At 42.0% G+C, this 16804-nt stretch carries 17 protein-coding genes; 12 read left to right on the forward strand and 5 right to left on the reverse strand.

The features are described from left to right. Window positions 1-9: 9 nt before the first annotated feature. Window positions 10-1302 (forward strand): hydroxylamine reductase, encoded by a 1293-nt coding sequence (gene hcp / locus FKV70_RS01290; protein WP_063212429.1) that lies wholly within the window; start codon window positions 10-12, stop codon window positions 1300-1302. Between the two features lie 48 nt (window positions 1303-1350). Here hcp and FKV70_RS01295 read toward each other — a convergent pair whose 3' ends face one another. Next, complete coding sequence (locus tag FKV70_RS01295) at window positions 1351-1698, reverse strand: helix-turn-helix domain-containing protein (RefSeq protein WP_040101959.1); 348 nt, start codon at window positions 1696-1698, stop codon at window positions 1351-1353. Between the two features lie 209 nt (window positions 1699-1907). Between FKV70_RS01295 and FKV70_RS01300 the strand changes: the two genes are divergently transcribed. From FKV70_RS01300 to FKV70_RS01320, 5 genes are all read left to right on the forward strand, one after another. Further along, entirely contained in the window at window positions 1908-2411 is a 504-nt protein-coding gene (locus tag FKV70_RS01300; RefSeq protein ID WP_142611585.1) for a hypothetical protein, read from the forward strand. A 45-nt stretch (window positions 2412-2456) separates the two neighbouring features. After that, the gene (locus FKV70_RS01305) at window positions 2457-2783 is read left to right on the forward strand and encodes a nucleoside triphosphate pyrophosphohydrolase (RefSeq protein WP_142611586.1); all 327 of its coding nucleotides are present in this window, start codon (window positions 2457-2459) and stop codon (window positions 2781-2783) included. Window positions 2784-3330: 547 nt separating this feature from the next. Further along, entirely contained in the window at window positions 3331-4122 is a 792-nt protein-coding gene (locus tag FKV70_RS01310; RefSeq protein ID WP_162305658.1) for a hypothetical protein, read from the forward strand. A gap of 208 nt (window positions 4123-4330) precedes the next feature. Beyond that, window positions 4331-5917 (forward strand): RNA-directed DNA polymerase, encoded by a 1587-nt coding sequence (locus FKV70_RS01315; RefSeq protein WP_142611588.1) that lies wholly within the window; start codon window positions 4331-4333, stop codon window positions 5915-5917. Between the two features lie 239 nt (window positions 5918-6156). Then, window positions 6157-7518 (forward strand): caspase family protein, encoded by a 1362-nt coding sequence (locus tag FKV70_RS01320; protein WP_142611589.1) that lies wholly within the window; start codon window positions 6157-6159, stop codon window positions 7516-7518. 300 nt (window positions 7519-7818) lie between these two features. Here FKV70_RS01320 and FKV70_RS01325 read toward each other — a convergent pair whose 3' ends face one another. Next, on the reverse strand, window positions 7819-8106 hold the full coding sequence (locus FKV70_RS01325) for a DUF6809 family protein (RefSeq protein WP_007431381.1): 288 nt from the start codon (window positions 8104-8106) through the stop codon (window positions 7819-7821). Window positions 8107-8259: 153 nt separating this feature from the next. Between FKV70_RS01325 and FKV70_RS01330 the strand changes: the two genes are divergently transcribed. The 4 genes from FKV70_RS01330 to mmsB all read left to right on the forward strand — a co-directional run bounded on the left by FKV70_RS01330 (window position 8260) and on the right by mmsB (window position 12735). Beyond that, window positions 8260-8484: a helix-turn-helix domain-containing protein gene (locus tag FKV70_RS01330; RefSeq protein ID WP_069291285.1), complete on the forward strand. Its 225-nt coding sequence runs from the start codon at window positions 8260-8262 to the stop codon at window positions 8482-8484. A gap of 435 nt (window positions 8485-8919) precedes the next feature. Then, a complete protein-coding gene (gene chvE / locus FKV70_RS01335; RefSeq protein ID WP_142611590.1) occupies window positions 8920-10005 on the forward strand; it encodes a multiple monosaccharide ABC transporter substrate-binding protein in 1086 nt (361 codons plus the stop codon). A gap of 32 nt (window positions 10006-10037) precedes the next feature. Then, a complete protein-coding gene (gene mmsA / locus FKV70_RS01340) occupies window positions 10038-11588 on the forward strand; it encodes a multiple monosaccharide ABC transporter ATP-binding protein (RefSeq protein WP_142611591.1) in 1551 nt (516 codons plus the stop codon). Further along, on the forward strand, window positions 11572-12735 hold the full coding sequence (gene mmsB, locus FKV70_RS01345) for a multiple monosaccharide ABC transporter permease (protein WP_142611592.1): 1164 nt from the start codon (window positions 11572-11574) through the stop codon (window positions 12733-12735). Before mmsA ends, mmsB begins: the two co-directional genes overlap by 17 nt. 106 nt (window positions 12736-12841) lie before the next feature. Here the strand turns inward: mmsB and FKV70_RS01350 are convergent, their stop codons facing one another. Further along, entirely contained in the window at window positions 12842-13747 is a 906-nt protein-coding gene (locus tag FKV70_RS01350) for an SDR family oxidoreductase (RefSeq protein ID WP_142611593.1), read from the reverse strand. A 78-nt stretch (window positions 13748-13825) separates the two neighbouring features. After that, window positions 13826-14578 carry an MBL fold metallo-hydrolase gene (locus FKV70_RS01355; RefSeq protein WP_142611594.1) on the reverse strand — a complete coding sequence of 251 codons (753 nt, stop codon included), beginning with the start codon at window positions 14576-14578 and terminating at the stop codon, window positions 13826-13828. Window positions 14579-14736: 158 nt separating this feature from the next. Between FKV70_RS01355 and FKV70_RS01360 the strand changes: the two genes are divergently transcribed. Then, window positions 14737-15162 carry an Lrp/AsnC family transcriptional regulator gene (locus tag FKV70_RS01360; RefSeq protein ID WP_142611595.1) on the forward strand — a complete coding sequence of 142 codons (426 nt, stop codon included), beginning with the start codon at window positions 14737-14739 and terminating at the stop codon, window positions 15160-15162. A gap of 62 nt (window positions 15163-15224) precedes the next feature. On the opposite strand, the gene FKV70_RS01365 is transcribed toward FKV70_RS01360, so the two are convergent. Then, complete coding sequence (locus FKV70_RS01365) at window positions 15225-15701, reverse strand: GNAT family N-acetyltransferase (RefSeq protein ID WP_142611596.1); 477 nt, start codon at window positions 15699-15701, stop codon at window positions 15225-15227. A gap of 133 nt (window positions 15702-15834) precedes the next feature. Between FKV70_RS01365 and FKV70_RS01370 the strand changes: the two genes are divergently transcribed. Continuing rightward, entirely contained in the window at window positions 15835-16758 is a 924-nt protein-coding gene (locus FKV70_RS01370; protein WP_142611597.1) for an EcsC family protein, read from the forward strand. Window positions 16759-16804 lie beyond the last annotated feature (46 nt).

The following is a 16804-nucleotide window of genomic DNA, read 5'->3' on the forward strand; positions in this document are numbered from 1 at the left end:
GAAAACAATATGTTTTGTTATCAGTGTGAACAGACGCCGAGTGGCGGGTGTAAAGTCATTGGAGTATGCGGAAAAAATGAGACGGTAGCGAGTTTGCAGGATACAATGATTTTTGCATTAAAAGGCATTGCTGCCTATGCCACACATGCACGTCAGTTGGGATATAGCGATCCTGAGGTGGATCGGATTACGCATGAAGCGTTATATATGACCTTAACCAATTCTAACTTTAATGTACAAGAGCATTTGGAAATGGCGATGAAGGTCGGAAATGCAGCTGTACGGATCATGGATGTGCTGGATCGTGCGCATACGGATCGTTTTGGCATTCCACAGCCGATTACCGTCAGCCAAAATAAAATCGAAGGCCAATGCATCGTCGTGACCGGACATAATTTGTACGCGCTGGAGGAATTACTGCGGCAGACCGAAGGAAAGGGCATCAACATCTACACTCACTCGGAAATGCTGCCTGCCCACGGTTATCCGGCGTTAAAGAAATATGCACATCTCAAGGGCAACATCGGCAAAGCCTGGTACGATCAACGCAGATTGTTCGAAGAATTCCCGGGCGCGATTCTTGCCACGACGAACTGTGTTATGCCGATTAAAGGCACCTATGCAGACCGCTTCTTCTCTTATGAAGTAGCAGGGCTGGAGGGTGTTGCCAAAATTGTGAACGATGATTTCTCTCCACTGATCGAACGTGCGTTGGCCCTGCCAGCCGCAGATGTAGACTCTGAACAGGTGCTTACGACAGGATACCATCATGAGACGGTCATCGGGCTAGCACCTGAGATCATTCAGGCAGTCAAAGACGGACATATCCGTCGTTTCTTCGTCATCGCGGGCTGTGACGCACCAGGCAAAGGCGGCAACTATTACCGCGAGCTGGCGACATCCTTGCCGAATGACACGGTCATTTTGACCACGTCCTGTGGTAAATTCCGCTTTAATGATGTGGACTACGGCACTGTTGGAGATACTGGCATTCCGCGTTATATTGATTTGGGGCAATGCAACAATTCGGGTTCTACTGTGAAAATCGCTCTGGCATTAGCAGATGCTTTCGGCTGTACAGTGAACGAGCTGCCTGTCAGCATCGTGCTGTCCTGGTTTGAGCAAAAAGCGGTTGCCATCCTGCTAGGCTTGTTCAGCCTGGGCATTCAGGATATTCGCATTGGGCCGAAGCCGCCTGAGTTTATTTCTTCTGGTGTACTGGATGTACTGGTGGAGATGTTTGGCTTGAAGCTCATTACGACTGCAGAAGAAGATATGAAAGCGATGCTGGCGTTATCGTAAGGAATAGAGATGGTGGGGAACTGCAAAGCGCAGTTCCTTTTTTTTGCTTCATCGTTCATCGATTCTCATAAAGATGTCCGTAAGAATCTTTAAGGCCAGTTCAGTATCTTTGGATTCACGAGTTCTTAGGAGAGACAAAATGGCTTTTATACTCGAATCTTCTTCGGTAAGCTCATCATTTTCCTTCACATATGTAAGTAACTGATAGACGCTCACGTTCAATGCCTTTGCTATTTTCTCCAGATTTTTTAAAGATATATTTCTCTCCGCGCGCTCAATGAAACCAATGTAACTCGAATTGAATCCTGCTTGTTCGGCTAAAGCTTCTTGGGAAAGTCCTTTAGACTTTCGAATATCTCGAATACGTGTACCGACTAATTCTAAAAGTTCTGACATGTTTACACCTCTCTATAGTTAGAAGTGTAGAGAAAGAGTTACATCTAATTAATATGCGTTAGTAAGTAAATTGAATTAAAAACTACTATATAGTAATATTCAATATGAAGCTTGTCCGATAGCTAGAAAATTATACATTTTAGTGGTCCATTGATATGCTACGTTGCTCACACTGTTTATGAAATTTTAATTCAGGAGTTGATACCCCCATGAAACATTACTCCTTAAGCAACCAACTACATAGTGAAGCTGATTTCAAATTGCCTGAGTATAGCGATACCCACATATTGAATTGCATGCTGGATTTTCAAAAGCTTGCCCAATACCAAATGCAGCTTGCCCAGATGATGCGAGACCATAATCAATGGCTAAACTGCCTCATTCTTTGTGATCGTGCCATGTTTTCTATGGCGAAGGCCATATATGTGCATCGAAATCAAATCATACCTTTATCCATTAGCCTATCCATGAACGATCTGCTTAGGCTAATTCGCTCGGATGCGGAGCCGTGTTTAGATGTGGTGCTGTTTATGGGCACCGTGCATTATCTGGTTTCCGGAGAGGATGAAGCATCCGAGGAGTCGATGAAACAGGAGGAAGTAGACATGTTGCTTTATAAAACAGACTCTATTCTAGAGCGTCTATCGCGGCGTATTGTAACGAATCCATCGAAGCGGTATCCGTCTATTTTTAAAGAAAGTCCGTTCAATTAAATTGTTAAATTTTTAAACTTCATATCAGAAAGGGTGTTGTTTGAAATGCCTACATACAACAAGCTGGTGCGGGATGAGATCCCGCATATCATTATGTCTCAGGGTAAGGAATGTCGGACACGCATATTAGACTCAGAGGACTATAAGCAGGAACTGCGAACGAAGCTTCGTGAAGAGACTGAGGAGTATTTTGCAGCGGACAAAGATCAGGACGCGCTGGAAGAACTGGCGGATATGCTGGAAGTCATCCGAGCGCTGGCAGAAGTACATGGAGCGAATGTACCCGAGCTGGACAAGCTGCGGGCGGACAAAGCCGAGGCCCGGGGAGGATTCCAGGAGCGGGTGTTCTTAATTGATGTCGACGAAGCTTAATGCCAAGTGGTACACATGGAATAAACCTATTTTCTTATATATTATGTATAGTTAACGTTTGATGAATTCTACGTACATGTCATTGATGGGATGCCCGTGTGAATCATTTATTCCAAAAAGTTTCTGTTGTGAAGACAGGGATTTTTTTGTTTTTAACTAAAGTTAGCAGTCGTAATATTCTTCCATTTGATGATACAATAAAAGGACTATTTCAAATACGAAATTCGTTTAATTTATTATTTTCCTTGTTTTCACGAAGTTCGTAAATAAGACGTTATTGGAAATCAGCGAAAATCACAAATAAACCTTATAAATCTCCTTCCCAGATATTCAGTTAACAGAAATTTGATGAATAGAATAATATTTATTTATACTTAAAAAATCATATTTAAGTCAAACGGAAGGACTGTTTACGATAAATAGTAAAGGGATCTCGTTAGTTCAAAACTATGCTTACATGTTTAAACAGGATCAACTTAAGACACTAAAGGAACAGTACAAGGATAAAGATAATTTTCACATTTATATGGTTGGTAAAAGACCTCTTATGATGTTTGATACATCCTCTTATGAAACTTCAGGGTCGATTTTTAAAGGAAATATCCGTATTGCTCATGAGGGTACATTTAAGAACGTCAGTATTCAAATACCTATGGATGAAATGATCGTTAAGGTGAGCTTTGAGATGAATGATCAATATATTATAATTGAAACCCTTACACAACCAACTTTTAAAGCTCATGCTGCGTTATTATTGCAAACATTTCTTGCTCAATCTGAAATGGACTCTTCCATCATGGATCTTCAAGTATTATATATTGGTCGCGCTTTTGGTTTTAAGGAAACACCAACTCGCAATGTTTTTGATCGACTACAACAGCATGAAACCGTACAAAAAATTTATAGTGAAAGAAGTTGGGACACTGATGTTTGGTTGACAGCTTGGAAATTTAGTCCCAATTCAATTGCGTTCTTCGATCCCAATGAATCTAATGATGACTTAAGAAGTTACATCCATGACCTAGTTGAATCAAAAAAGAATAATACTAGTTTTTTACGAATATCCGACAAACAAAATATTGCTGTTGCAGAAGCTGCTTTAATTAACTACTTTAAGCCCATCTATAACGATAAATTTAAAAATAACTTTCCTTCATCAGATCATGAATACAAAGAGTGTTATGAACTAGGTCTCGATTATGTGATGGTAGAATTAGATACAAGTGGTTTGGGTTTTAGGCTTTGGAGTGAAGAGGCTGAAGTTAATAATGAACATATAATTAAATATACTTTTGATTCGAAACAAGACTTTGAAAATATGTTTTCTTATATAGGTTAGCCTAAATAAGTTCGTTAGTTTAAAGTAAAATAGTGATTTGAAAATTACTTAAGTAATTCAAAGAAGTCACTGACATCCAATAACATAATATTCACGCTGCAAACATTTGTCCTTGGTCCGGCATTCGCCGGACACCCAGCATGTGCTGGGTCGTGAATACGGGAACGTTAGGTGAAATACTATAATAATTTGGAGGTCAAAATTTAAAATGCTGAAACTAAAAGAAGAATCTCTCAATTGGTCCTTGAAGCATATTAATAAATACGGGGATTCTTATGTTTTTCCAAAGCTTTTTGAATTTGAAGCAATTAATGAGAATTGGGATGATGTGAAAAATCATCTATTAACAACTGATGTATACTCTAATGGAGTTAGACCATATAGAACTACTATTACACCAAAGAGTAATGTCGGGTTTAGAATATGTACTCAATTAGATCCCTTAGATTCAATAGTATATAACGCATTGATTTATGAAATATACGAAGAAATAGAAAATAAAAGAACACCAGCTGTACATGATGTTGTGTATTCATTCAGGCTAAATCCTAAAAGTGATGGTACCCTGTTTGATCCTAAATACAGTTGGAAGGAATTTGAAGATAAAACAAGAGATTTGTTAGGATCTGAAGAGTATTCGTATGTTGTGATGACAGACATTACGGACTTTTACCCAAGTATATATTTACATAATATTGAAACCCATCTGCGCGAATGTGTGAGGTTAAGTGGAAAGAATGCTCATGCTGAGACTTTGATTAATATAATTAAAGCTATGCACATCAGTCAGACTCATAAAGGACTTCCAATTGGTCCTCAGTTTAGTCGCCCAATAGCGGAGCTTATACTAAATGAGATCGATATGATACTTCTTGAAAATGATATTATGTTTATTAGATATGTCGATGATTACCGGCTTTTTTGTAAATCTGAAAATGCTGCCTATAAATCTTTAGCATTTTTAGCACAAAAGTTATATGATATTTTAAATTTAAAATTAAATGAACAAAAAACTAAAATTTTGACTACTGAAAGCTTTATTTTTAAGCATCTTTATTTATATAAGGATAGAGAAAAAGATAGGGTAATTGAAGAGTTCTATGAGTTATTAGATAAACTGGGGTTTAGTAGAGATTTCTATGGGGAAATTGATCTTTCCTTATTGGGAGAAGAAGAAATAAAAAAACTCCATGAGTTAAACATATTTGAATTACTAGAAGAAGAACTTGAAAAAGATGACTTTGATATAGGCTTTGCTAAATTTCTAATCGGAAATTTAGCGCGTTTTGATAATACTGAAGTAGCAGAATTGATATTGACAGAAGAAAATATGAGAAAGTTGTTTCCTATTATTAAAACTATTATTAGTCATCTTGAACTAGTTAGATCTTATAGTGAAGAACAAAAGCATGAAATAGGAAATAAAGTGTTAAGCCTACTTCAAAGTAGCTTTATGAGTGAGTTAGAATTCAATAGATCTTGGTTATTGCATCTATTTTCTAATAATGATGAATGGAACAATAAACATTTTTTTTCAGAATTAATAAAGAAATATCATGATAACTTCACAGTGAGAGAGTTGATCCTGGATTTAGGAAGATCAAAAAATCATAGATATTTTAGAGAAAACAAATTTAGTATTATTTCTGATCCTTGGGTCAGGAGAGCTTTTCTAGTAGCAATAAGTTGCCTACCAAAGGATGAACGAAATCCCTATTATAAATCAAGAGGTTTAACTCAAAGAGATTTATTAGAGCAAGTAATAGAGAAATGGGCGCAGAAAAACTCCTTCTAGAATGTCTAGAAAGCATAGTACTTCATCTAACATAATATTCAAGCTGCGGCTCCTCACGAAGGCTTGGTCTGTCGGATGGATTCCAAGGAAGTAGATTCAGCAGACACATCCGACTACGTCGGACGTCATGAATACTACATGAACGTTATCTAAAAGATCTGCCCCAGAGAGAGTGAAAGTATTACATTCGCAACGTCCTGTTGCTCGAAGAAATTATACAGATTCATGGGTGGTGTATTATGAATTCAGGATTTTATGGGAATACATTCGCAGTAATAATAGCAGTGGAAAATTATCAATTTAGAATCAAGACAGTTGATTATGCGAGGAATGATGCAATAGCATTTCAACAATGGCTTATAAATAATCTTAAAGTACCTCAAGAAAATATTAAGCTTTGGCTTGATGTTGATGCGACAAAATCCGCGCTTAATGAAGAACTTCAATATGAGATATCAAATCTTACTGAAAGTGATCGATTTATTTTCTATTATGCTGGTCATGGATTTTATGATGGAGGATATAACAAAATAACAACGTGGGACACTCACCCCAATAATATACAAGAAACTACTGTTTCACTAAACCGAATATTAATGGAGCCACTAAGAAACTCAAGATGTAATCAATGTTTGATATTTATAGATGCATGTGCGAGTTATATTGATGAGCAATTAGTTAGCAGAGATTTTATTGCTGATATGAATACCAAAGAGTTTAGCGATTTTGTGCGATCAAGCAATTATAGAGCTATGTTTCTGTCATGTTCACGTGGAGAGAAATCATACGGTAGTCCAGAACTAGGACATGGAATATGGACACATTTTCTGATAAAGGCATTAAATGGAGAAGCCCCCGAAGCAGTTGAACGTGAACGATTTATTACTAGCACATCATTGCAGAATTATTTAAGCAAAATAGTTCCGGATTATATTAAATCTAGTACAGACATAAGAGGAACTCAAAAACCATGGGCCGAAGTCTCTAGCTCAAATACATTTATTATTTTTGAAGTTTCAGGAGCTAGTTCTGAAGGAAGTAATAATTATATTGATTTTATATTTATTCCTGAAAGACTTATTATTGATTTTGAAAATGACTTAATAATTGCTCATCTTAGAGGTCTCGAGAATGATGGAAGACATTTTCCAATGTATGATTATGAAGGATTGAAAGAAATAGATGTAGAGGCGTATTGTATAAGGATTAGTAAGGTTAAGAATGAAATAAGAAAGATATTAGAAGAAATTATGGATTTTCTAATGGAGTACGAGTGGGAGGAAGAAGTTATATTTGAGAGAAGTGATGATAAATTCAACATTAGTGCATTTCTTTACGAAGATGACAAAACGAGAGAAATAACTGTTTCTCTGGGGCTATCCTTGAAAATTTCAGGCCTACACCCAATGGGTGATACAATATTTGATTCTGAATTCGACGTTGCTAATGATGAACTTAAAATATATACAGATTCTAGTGATTACAATTTAGAGGAAGTAGAGATTCAACAAATCTTTTCGGATTGCTGGGATGAAATTAGAAGATATTTTTTGCTTCAAAAGGAAATTGAAAAAGAATTATTAAATGAAATTGACGAGTAAATAGATATTCAGTTGAAATATATTATAACATTAGTAATTAAATGTGGGTCGACGTCCTGTCTTAATTCGGAGATGTAGGGCAGATTCATCAGATAACAACATATTCACGCTGTGGCTCCTGGCGGAGCCTTGATCTGCCCGAGGCATTTCGAGGAAGTGAAGTCAGGCAGATAACCCTGCTAACCTAAGTCTTCAAGCGGACCCGGCCGGTCAAGCCGGCCTTAAGGTCCCCGGGTTCGAGAATACAAGAACGTTATACGACAAAATCAAAAGCAATAGGAAAGGGAGTCATATGATCTTCTAGATGTTAGAATTTTTCAATTCACTAAAGAGTTGTAGAGCGTCTTTGAAACCTTGTATGTAGATGCTTCTTTCTAAGATGGATTGTAGAGAAATTTGAGCATCTTCGTACAGAAAAACCGTATGTTGAAGTTGATCGGGTAACGCTTCGCGAAGCGTTCTAAAGTATCGATCTGTCTCCGAAGAAAGCTGATTGTACTCCGTATGGTACTCCAGAAGCTCAGCAAAGAGTAATTCTAAACGTATTCTTATAAGTGGCTCTGTCAATGATTCTAATGCATTAATCATATGTTGTTCCTCCTTCGATTAACTTCATAGAGTTATTATATAACCTTATGTAGTTAATTACAAGGTGAATATTTGACTTTGTAGAGTTAAATCTTTGCTTTTCGTTGATGATTACTGATATGGGAGATAAGATAGAATTATGGAGGGGAAAAGATGACCGTAATCAAGTGCAATATAAGGGAACTCATGGCAGAACATCGAATAGATGATATAACAGAATTAATGGCGAAATCGGGATTGAGTCGGAATTCAATTAATAAGCTATATAGGGAAACGAATATAGAAACAACAAAGCTGGAGACTTTATTCAAGCTTTGCGATACATTTAACTGTAAATTATCTGATTTGATTGAATATCTACCTGGAGATAATCAATAGTGAGAGCAGATTCAAGGAGTGATTCCGTCGTATAACATAAATATTTAAGTTGTGGCTCCGTTGGAGCCGGGGTCTATGTGTACTCTTTAGATAGCCGATTTAATGATTCTACAAATTGAGACTTTGCCAATCGTAAGAAGGCTAAAGTCTTTTTGTGTTTTCAATTATATGAGCGATCTCCCGACAATCTTTATTCCTCTTCAAATCATTCCCCCATCACAAAGGTTAAAATTTTATAAAAAAAGTTCAAAACCTGCAAAGACCTTTCCCGGCCTGGAATGATACCATGTGTTTGCACATAAAAAAAGAGAGGTGCTCATCGCCTCACTTATGTAAGCGCTATCTAATTAAAGATCTAATCAGCAATGACCTGAGGATTTTGCAAAATCCTTACCTTCAAATGACTTGCATCACATGAGGAAAGGGGAACTTCATATGAAAAAGGGAGCTGTTGTTGTTTGGCTTCTGGTTTTGGCCCTGATGCTTTCGGCCTGCAATCTGGCGGAGAGTGGAACGGGCAGCAAGGAAAAAGGCTATGTGGGTATTTCCATGCCGACCAAATCGTCTGAGCGTTGGGTAGGGGACGGGGAGAATATGGTTCGGTTGTTTCAGGAGCAAGGCTATAAAACGGATTTACAGTATGCCGAGGACGTGGTGGAAAATCAAATTTCCCAAATCGAAAACATGATCACCAAGGGCGTCAATGTCATGGTCATCGCTTCGGTCGATGGGAACACGCTGACGGATGTAATTCAGAAGGCACATGACCGAGGGATTCAGGTCATTTCTTACGACCGTCTGATTCGTAACACACCGTATCTGACATATTATGCGACCTTTGATAACTTCAAGGTGGGCGTATTACAGGCGGCATATATTGAGAAAAAGCTGGGTCTCAAAGATGGCAAGGGCCCTTTCAATATCGAGCTGTTCGGCGGATCGCCGGATGACAATAATGCATACTTCTTCTTTAATGGTGCGATGTCCGTACTTAAGCCATACATTGATTCCGGTAAGCTGGTCGTGCGCAGCAAGCAGATGACGATGGCGCAGATCGCTACACTGCGATGGGATGGAGCTTTGGCACAGTCGCGGATGGATAATCTGCTGAGTGCCTACTACTCAGGGGCCAATCTGGATGCGGTGCTCTCTCCGTATGACGGCATTAGCATCGGTATCATTTCATCCCTGAAAGGGGTCGGATATGGATCAGCGAACAAGCCGCTGCCGATCATTACCGGACAGGATGCGGAGCTGGCTTCGATCAAGTCCATTGTGGCTGGAGAGCAGACCCAAACTATATTTAAGGATACTCGCAAGCTGGCTGAGCAAACGGTTGTGATGGCCAATAGCATTTTACAAGGCAAGCAAGCGGAAGTGAATGACGTCAAATCGTATAACAACGGAAAAAAAGTGGTTCCTGCGTACCTGCTTGATCCAATCTCGGTGGATCGGACGAATGTGGAGAAGGATATTGTCGGCAGTCACTATTACACCAAAGAGCAAATCGGACTGAAATAAGAGTAAGAATCCAACCGAAAGGAGCGTATCCCATGACTGGAATCATCTTGGAAATGAAGGGAATTACCAAAACCTTTCCTGGCGTAAAGGCATTGGAAAATGTGAATCTCAAGGTCAAGGAAGGCGAGATTCATTCGCTGTGCGGCGAGAACGGTGCGGGCAAATCGACGCTAATGAAGGTACTGAGTGGTGTATATCCACATGGAACCTACGAAGGGGATATTATTTTCCAAGGCAAAACGTGTGAGTTCAAGGATATCAAGCAGAGCGAGGAATTGGGCATCGTCATTATCCATCAGGAACTGGCATTGATCCCTTATCTCTCGATTGCGGAAAATATTTATCTGGGTAACGAGCGCGCCAGTGGCGGCGTGATTGATTGGAAAGAGACTTTTGTGGGGACACGTGAGCTACTGTCTAAGGTCGGTTTGAGTGAAAATCCCAATACCTTGGTTACGAACATCGGGGTCGGGAAGCAACAACTGGTCGAAATTGCGAAGGCGCTCTCTAAAAAGGTAAAGCTGCTTATTCTGGATGAACCAACAGCGGCATTGAATGAGGATGATAGTGAAAATCTGCTTAATTTGATGCTGGAATTTAAAAAACAGGGCATTTCCTGCATTCTGATCTCCCACAAGCTGAATGAGGTCGCAAAGGTATCGGATTCGATTACGATTTTGCGGGATGGGAAGACGATTGAGACGCTGGATATGAAAAAGGATGAGGTCACAGAGGATCGGATCATTAGCGGGATGGTTGGACGCGATTTGACCAGCCGTTATCCAGAGCGTCATGCCGAGATTGGCAAAGTCGTGTTGGAAGTGAAGGACTGGACGGTATATCACGAGCATCATGCAGACCGCAAGGTGCTGGATCAGGTGAATCTGAACATTCGCCGTGGTGAAATTGTCGGTATTGCCGGGCTGATGGGTGCAGGACGGACTGAGCTGGCGATGAGTATCTTTGGCAAGTCATACGGACGCAATATCTCGGGTCAACTGATTAAGGACGGCAAGCCGATCCAGAACAACACGGTTACGGACGCGATTAACAACGGTTTTGCCTATGTGACAGAGGACCGCAAGGAGTATGGCCTCATTTTAATGGATGATATCAAGCGCAATATTTCGCTGACTGGTCTGAGCAAGCTGACGAAGGGCGCTGTGGTCAATGAGCAGGAGGAAGTCGTCGTTGCAGAGGAAATGAAAAAAAGCATGAACATCAAAGCGCCGAGTATTTTACAGAAAACCGGTAATCTGAGTGGCGGCAATCAGCAGAAGGTAGTGCTGAGCAAATGGATTTTTGCCGGACCGGATATTTTGATTCTGGATGAGCCGACACGCGGGATCGATGTGGGTGCCAAATATGAAATCTATACGATTATTCACCGACTTGCCGCTGAGGGCAAGGGCGTGCTGGTCATTTCGTCTGAGCTGCCAGAGGTATTAGGCTTGTGTGACCGGATTTATGTCATGAATGCCGGGCGGATCACCGGAGAGGTTAGCCGTGAGGACGCTTCGCAGGAAACGTTGATGAGATATATGACCAAGTCAGGAGGCGTGAAGCATGGAAACCATAACTAAACTATTTAAAAATAACATCCGCCAATACGGCATGATGATTGCGCTGGTCGTTATTATGATTTTATTTGAGGCACTGACAGGCGGCTTGCTGTTGAAGCCGATTAATATTACCAATCTGATTTTGCAAAACAGCTACATTCTCGTGCTGGCGATCGGGATGGTGCTGGTTATCATCACTGGGCATATTGATTTGTCCGTCGGCTCCATAGCCGCTTTTGTCGGTGCAGTTGCCGCCATTATGATGGTCGATTGGCAGCTTCCAGCGTGGGTCGCTGTGATTGCAGCTTTGCTGGTCGGAGCGTTAATTGGGGCATGGCAAGGGTTCTGGGTCGCTTATGTACGGATTCCGGCATTTATCGTTACCCTGGCGGGAATGCTGCTCTTCCGCGGATTAACAATGATCGTGTTGGAAGGCCAGTCGATCTCTCCTTTCCCGGGAGGATTTCAGAAAATCAGTTCAGGTTTCCTGCCGGATTTTTCAGCTACCGGTTATAACCTGGTATCCATCATTGTCGGCATTGCACTTACGGTATGGTTTATTGTGAATGAACTTCGTGAACGCCGTTCTCAGCTTAAATATGGATTTGAGGTTCCACCACAGGCGTTATTTGTACTCAAATTGATCGTAGTGGCTGCTGTGATTAATTTGTTCACCTTCATGCTTGCAAGCTATGCGGGGATACCGAACATTCTCGTCCTGCTGTTCATCCTGATCGTGGTATATTCCTTTGTCATGAACCGCACGGTTATGGGCCGTCATGTGTATGCACTGGGTGGAAATGAAAAGGCAGCGGGCCTGTCTGGTGTCAAAACGAAAAAAGTAACATTCTGGGTATTTGTCAACATGGGCGTATTGGCTGCTATTTCCGGTCTCATCTTTGCTGCACGTCTGAACGCGGCTACGCCGAGAGCGGGTACAAACTTTGAGCTGGATGCCATCGCGGCTTGCTTTATCGGTGGAGCTTCAGCGTCAGGTGGGATCGGTACGGTTTTTGGAGCGATTATCGGTGGCTTGGTTATGGGCGTACTGAATAACGGCATGTCTCTGATCGGCCTCGGTATTGACTGGCAGCAAGGCATCAAGGGCTTGGTACTGCTGCTGGCGGTTGCCTTCGATATTTACAACAAAAACAAAAGATCAGTCTAAGCTTATATTCATTATTGTAAAATAAACAAACCTCCAGTCCCACTTAACTTGTGGATGCTGGAGGTTTGCTTGTAATGTTAGGCCTTATGGCTATTAGCCAACCCAACTATGTCGTCACCATTTGTCCGCCGTTCACATGCAGCGTTTGACCGGTAATGTAGGAGCCATCATCCGAAGCCAGCAGCACATAGGCAGGAGCTAATTCATAAGGCTGCCCGGCCCGCTTCATCGGCGTATTGCTGCCAAAGGTGCGGATGACTTCGGTCGACTGTGTGGCCGGATTCAGCGGAGTCCAGATCGGACCGGGAGCAATGGCATTCACCCGAATACCCTGATCGACCAGATTGTTAGCCAAAGCGCGCGTGAAGCTGACAATGGCTCCTTTGGTAGCTGAATAGTCAATCAGATTCTTTTGCCCAACATAGGCTGTAACCGATGCCGTATTGACGATGCTGGCCCCAGCCCGCATATACGGCAAGGCTTCTGTAGTCATATGGAAGAAGGAAATAATATTTGTGTCAAACGTATCACGAAGCTGCTGCTCACTGATATCCAGATACGATTCACGCACAAACTGAACACCCATATTATTAATGAGGATATCAATACGACCGAAGGTTTCCATCGTTTTTTGAACAACCAGACAGCAGTTGCTTCTTAGCCTTAGATCACCCGGAATTAGCAAACAACGCCGGCCAAGCCGGTGAATGACATCACGGGTTTCCATAGCATCTCGATGCTCATCGAGATAGGCAATGACCACATCGGCCCCTTCCTTGGCAAATGCCACTGCAACTGCACGACCAATGCCACTGTCCCCGCCGCTGATAATAGCCACCCGATCCTGAAGCTTTCCCGTGCCGATATACTTTGGATTATCAAAGATAGGGCGTGGAACCACCAGGTATTCCAACCCCGGCTGTCTATATTGATGCTGGGGAGGAAAAGCAATCGGAACTTCTTTACATTGGGTTTCTGTACCATAATAAGGATGTTGATATTGCCAATTCATTTAATAATCCCTTCTTTTAGGCGTTTTGAAATCCAATATATGCAAAATGGGCGCAAATGGTGATTCAGGATGGTCGCCTTATGCCGAAATCGTCGCTCCATCCACCGGAATATGGACGCGTTCCTGCAAACCTTCACGGTGGATATGTTCTGTAAGCTCGGAGCGAGTCAGCACACAATGGTTGATTGCTTCCATATGCACAGCAACGACTTGGGTGTAAGGGGCATGCTGTGCAACAGCCGTTACATCTTGGGCAGTCATAATAATAGGATCGCCCACCGTAAACCGCGCTCCTCCAGCGTTCACGATCGTCCAGTCAGGGTGGTATTCATCCAGTGCTTCCGCAACTTCACTGCACCAAATGGTATCCCCAGCCACATAAACGACAGGCTCGCCTGGAGCCTGAAATACAAAGCCGGATACGGGTCCCATCTGTTCCCCGATTTCCCCGGTTCCGTGATGCCCGGTTGTACGGCTAACCTCGATTTTCCCGACTGAGCCAGCCACTGCAATCGGAGCAACCTGTGTAAAACCGTCGGCTGTGATTTGTTCTTCATTTCCGGGCTGGCAGAAGACAGGGATTTGTTTGTCCAGCCAGCGTACTGCCGCCGGGTCCCAATGATCCAGATGCAAATGTGTGACGATGACTACGTCAGGCTGGCCAAGCGTCTGCCATTGCGGCGGCAAGGGAACGAGCGGATTACGGCGGGTGTTTTCCGTGTTAGGGACCGGTGGGTTTATCCCAGCATCACTCAGCATCGGATCAATCAGAAATTTTATTCCAGCGTATTCGATCCACAAGGTTGCGTTGCGGATTAGTGTGATTTTCATATATGGAAGCTCCTTTGATCGTAAATGTTTTTTGACCGACTGTATTTTCGGCTGTTCTTTGTTTCTGCTACAATCATACCTGACGGAAATAGATACAGGCTACGGCTTGCTGAAAGGAAAATCAGCATTCTCGTTTCATCATGAAAGGAAAAATAACTATGGAACTATTCGTACCTGATGAGACCGACCTGCGCATCCTTCATCATCTGATTGAAGACAGCTCTTTAACGCATAAGGAGGTCGGTCAGCTTGTTCATTTGACGGGTCAAGCAGTAGGGGCACGTGTGCGAAAAATGCAGGACGCGGGCATCATCGAGGGTTATACGTTGCGCTGGAACCCTGGAAAAATTGGACAGACGATCCATGCCTTTATTACGGTTTTTTTAAATTCAGGAACGACTCACAGTGCTTTTCAGGCTTTTGCACGGGAGCATCCCTCTATCGTCGAAATCCATCGGGTGAGTGGGGAGGGCTGTTATTGGATGCGGGTACGCATGTCTTCACAGTCAGAGTTAAATACGATGCTGGATGAGCTTACGAAGTTTGGTAACTACAAATTGAGCTTTTCCATTGGCGAAATTTAATGATAAAAGCTTTCGGCGTTTGTGCCGAAAGCTTTTGTTTTACGAGGGCAATCGAAGCAGCGTTACAGGCACATTTTAAAAATATGCTGCAAGCCGTGTTGTCCCATTTTTGTGTTACCTTCATCGATAAAGCCGCATTTGAGATAAAGACTTTGAGCAGAAAGATTACGGGCATTGACGCCCAGTACAATCTCGCGAATATGTGGGAAGTGTCTAGAAATAAACTGTGGTAGCAAAAGCAGTCCTTGTTTAGCGAATCCTTGTCCTTGATCTGCGTAATGAATAGAAAACGCACGCAGTAGCAGTGCCTCAGAAGTATTCGTATAGTTTGCTAATTCATCTCCATCATATAAAATAAAAAATCCAACCGGTCTTCCGGTAGCCGTAATCACGACAGGATGGCGGTGTGGGTCTTCCTTGGCCAGTGCCAGCATGTCATCTGGCATTCCAGTAAATTGCTTTTGCTCCTCAGGCAAATAAAAGGTATGTAAAATAGCATCATGCTCACAATGGTAAGGGACAAGCTCTATATTATTCATCATTACACTCCGATCTGAACAAATTTTAATCTAATATATCAATCTTGTTTGCTAAAAAAAGAAACCTGAACTCGCCTTACTTACGTATTATCCATACATAAACTAACATAGTCAAAAGGAGACATCTACGCTTATGAAGCCGCTGATAGAATATCGTGAAAGTCAGGATATATTGCACCAAGAGCTAAAGCAGATTGAGAAGTGGGAGAAGGAGCAGAAGGATATTTTTTTCTGGGAAAAAATCGGCAGGTGGCCCTTTATGCTGCTGGATCGGCTGACGCCGAAAATCATTAAAGACAAGCTGGAGCAACTGCTAAACGAGCTGGGCAGCTTCATTCAGAATGGCGGCAAATATTTGGTGAAAGAAGAAACGGTTCTGAGCAGGCTGAACAAAACGGCCTGTGAATATATGATTAAGCAAAATAGTGCAGATTCCGTCTTAGATACGGAGGATCAGCCCCGTGGCGGGAAAAATACAAATGCTGAGCATAGTGACGATTCTCTGTGGGATTTGAAGCAGGTGGCTGAGCTACCGCTAACGATCATGGATCAGACTGCGGACGATATAACGTCGGGGCGCATTACCTTTGCCACCGCTCAGGGAGCAACTACGGGGATAGGCGGTGTGTTTACGATTGCGGCGGATATTCCTATTTTGCTCGGCTTGTCACTCAAGGTGCTTCAGGAAATCGCTTTGTGCTATGGCTTTAACCCTCATGATAAGCAGGAACGCATTTTTATTATTAAATGTATGCAATTTGCTTCATCTGATATTGTGGGGAAAAAGGCTGTATTAGAGGAACTGGCCTTGTTCGATGATCCTTCGCGTCAGGCACAGGTTTTTTCGCAAATGCAAGGATGGAGAGAAGTCATTAACACTTATCGTGATCAGTTTGGTTGGAAAAAGCTACTGCAAATGGTCCCAATTGCGGGCATCTTGTTTGGCTCCATGGCCAATCGAGGTGCTATTCATGACGTAGCTGAGGCGGGGAAAATGCTGTATCGGAAGCGTCGTATTTTAAAGCGTTTGGTAGAAGTAGAGAATGGGTTGGAGTAGAAGTAAGGAATGGAGGAGAGGTGAAGAGTGGGGAAGAAGTGAGGAA

The sequence above is a fragment of the Paenibacillus ottowii genome, assembly GCF_006874425.1.
Lineage (GTDB): Bacteria > Bacillota > Bacilli > Paenibacillales > Paenibacillaceae > Paenibacillus > Paenibacillus ottowii.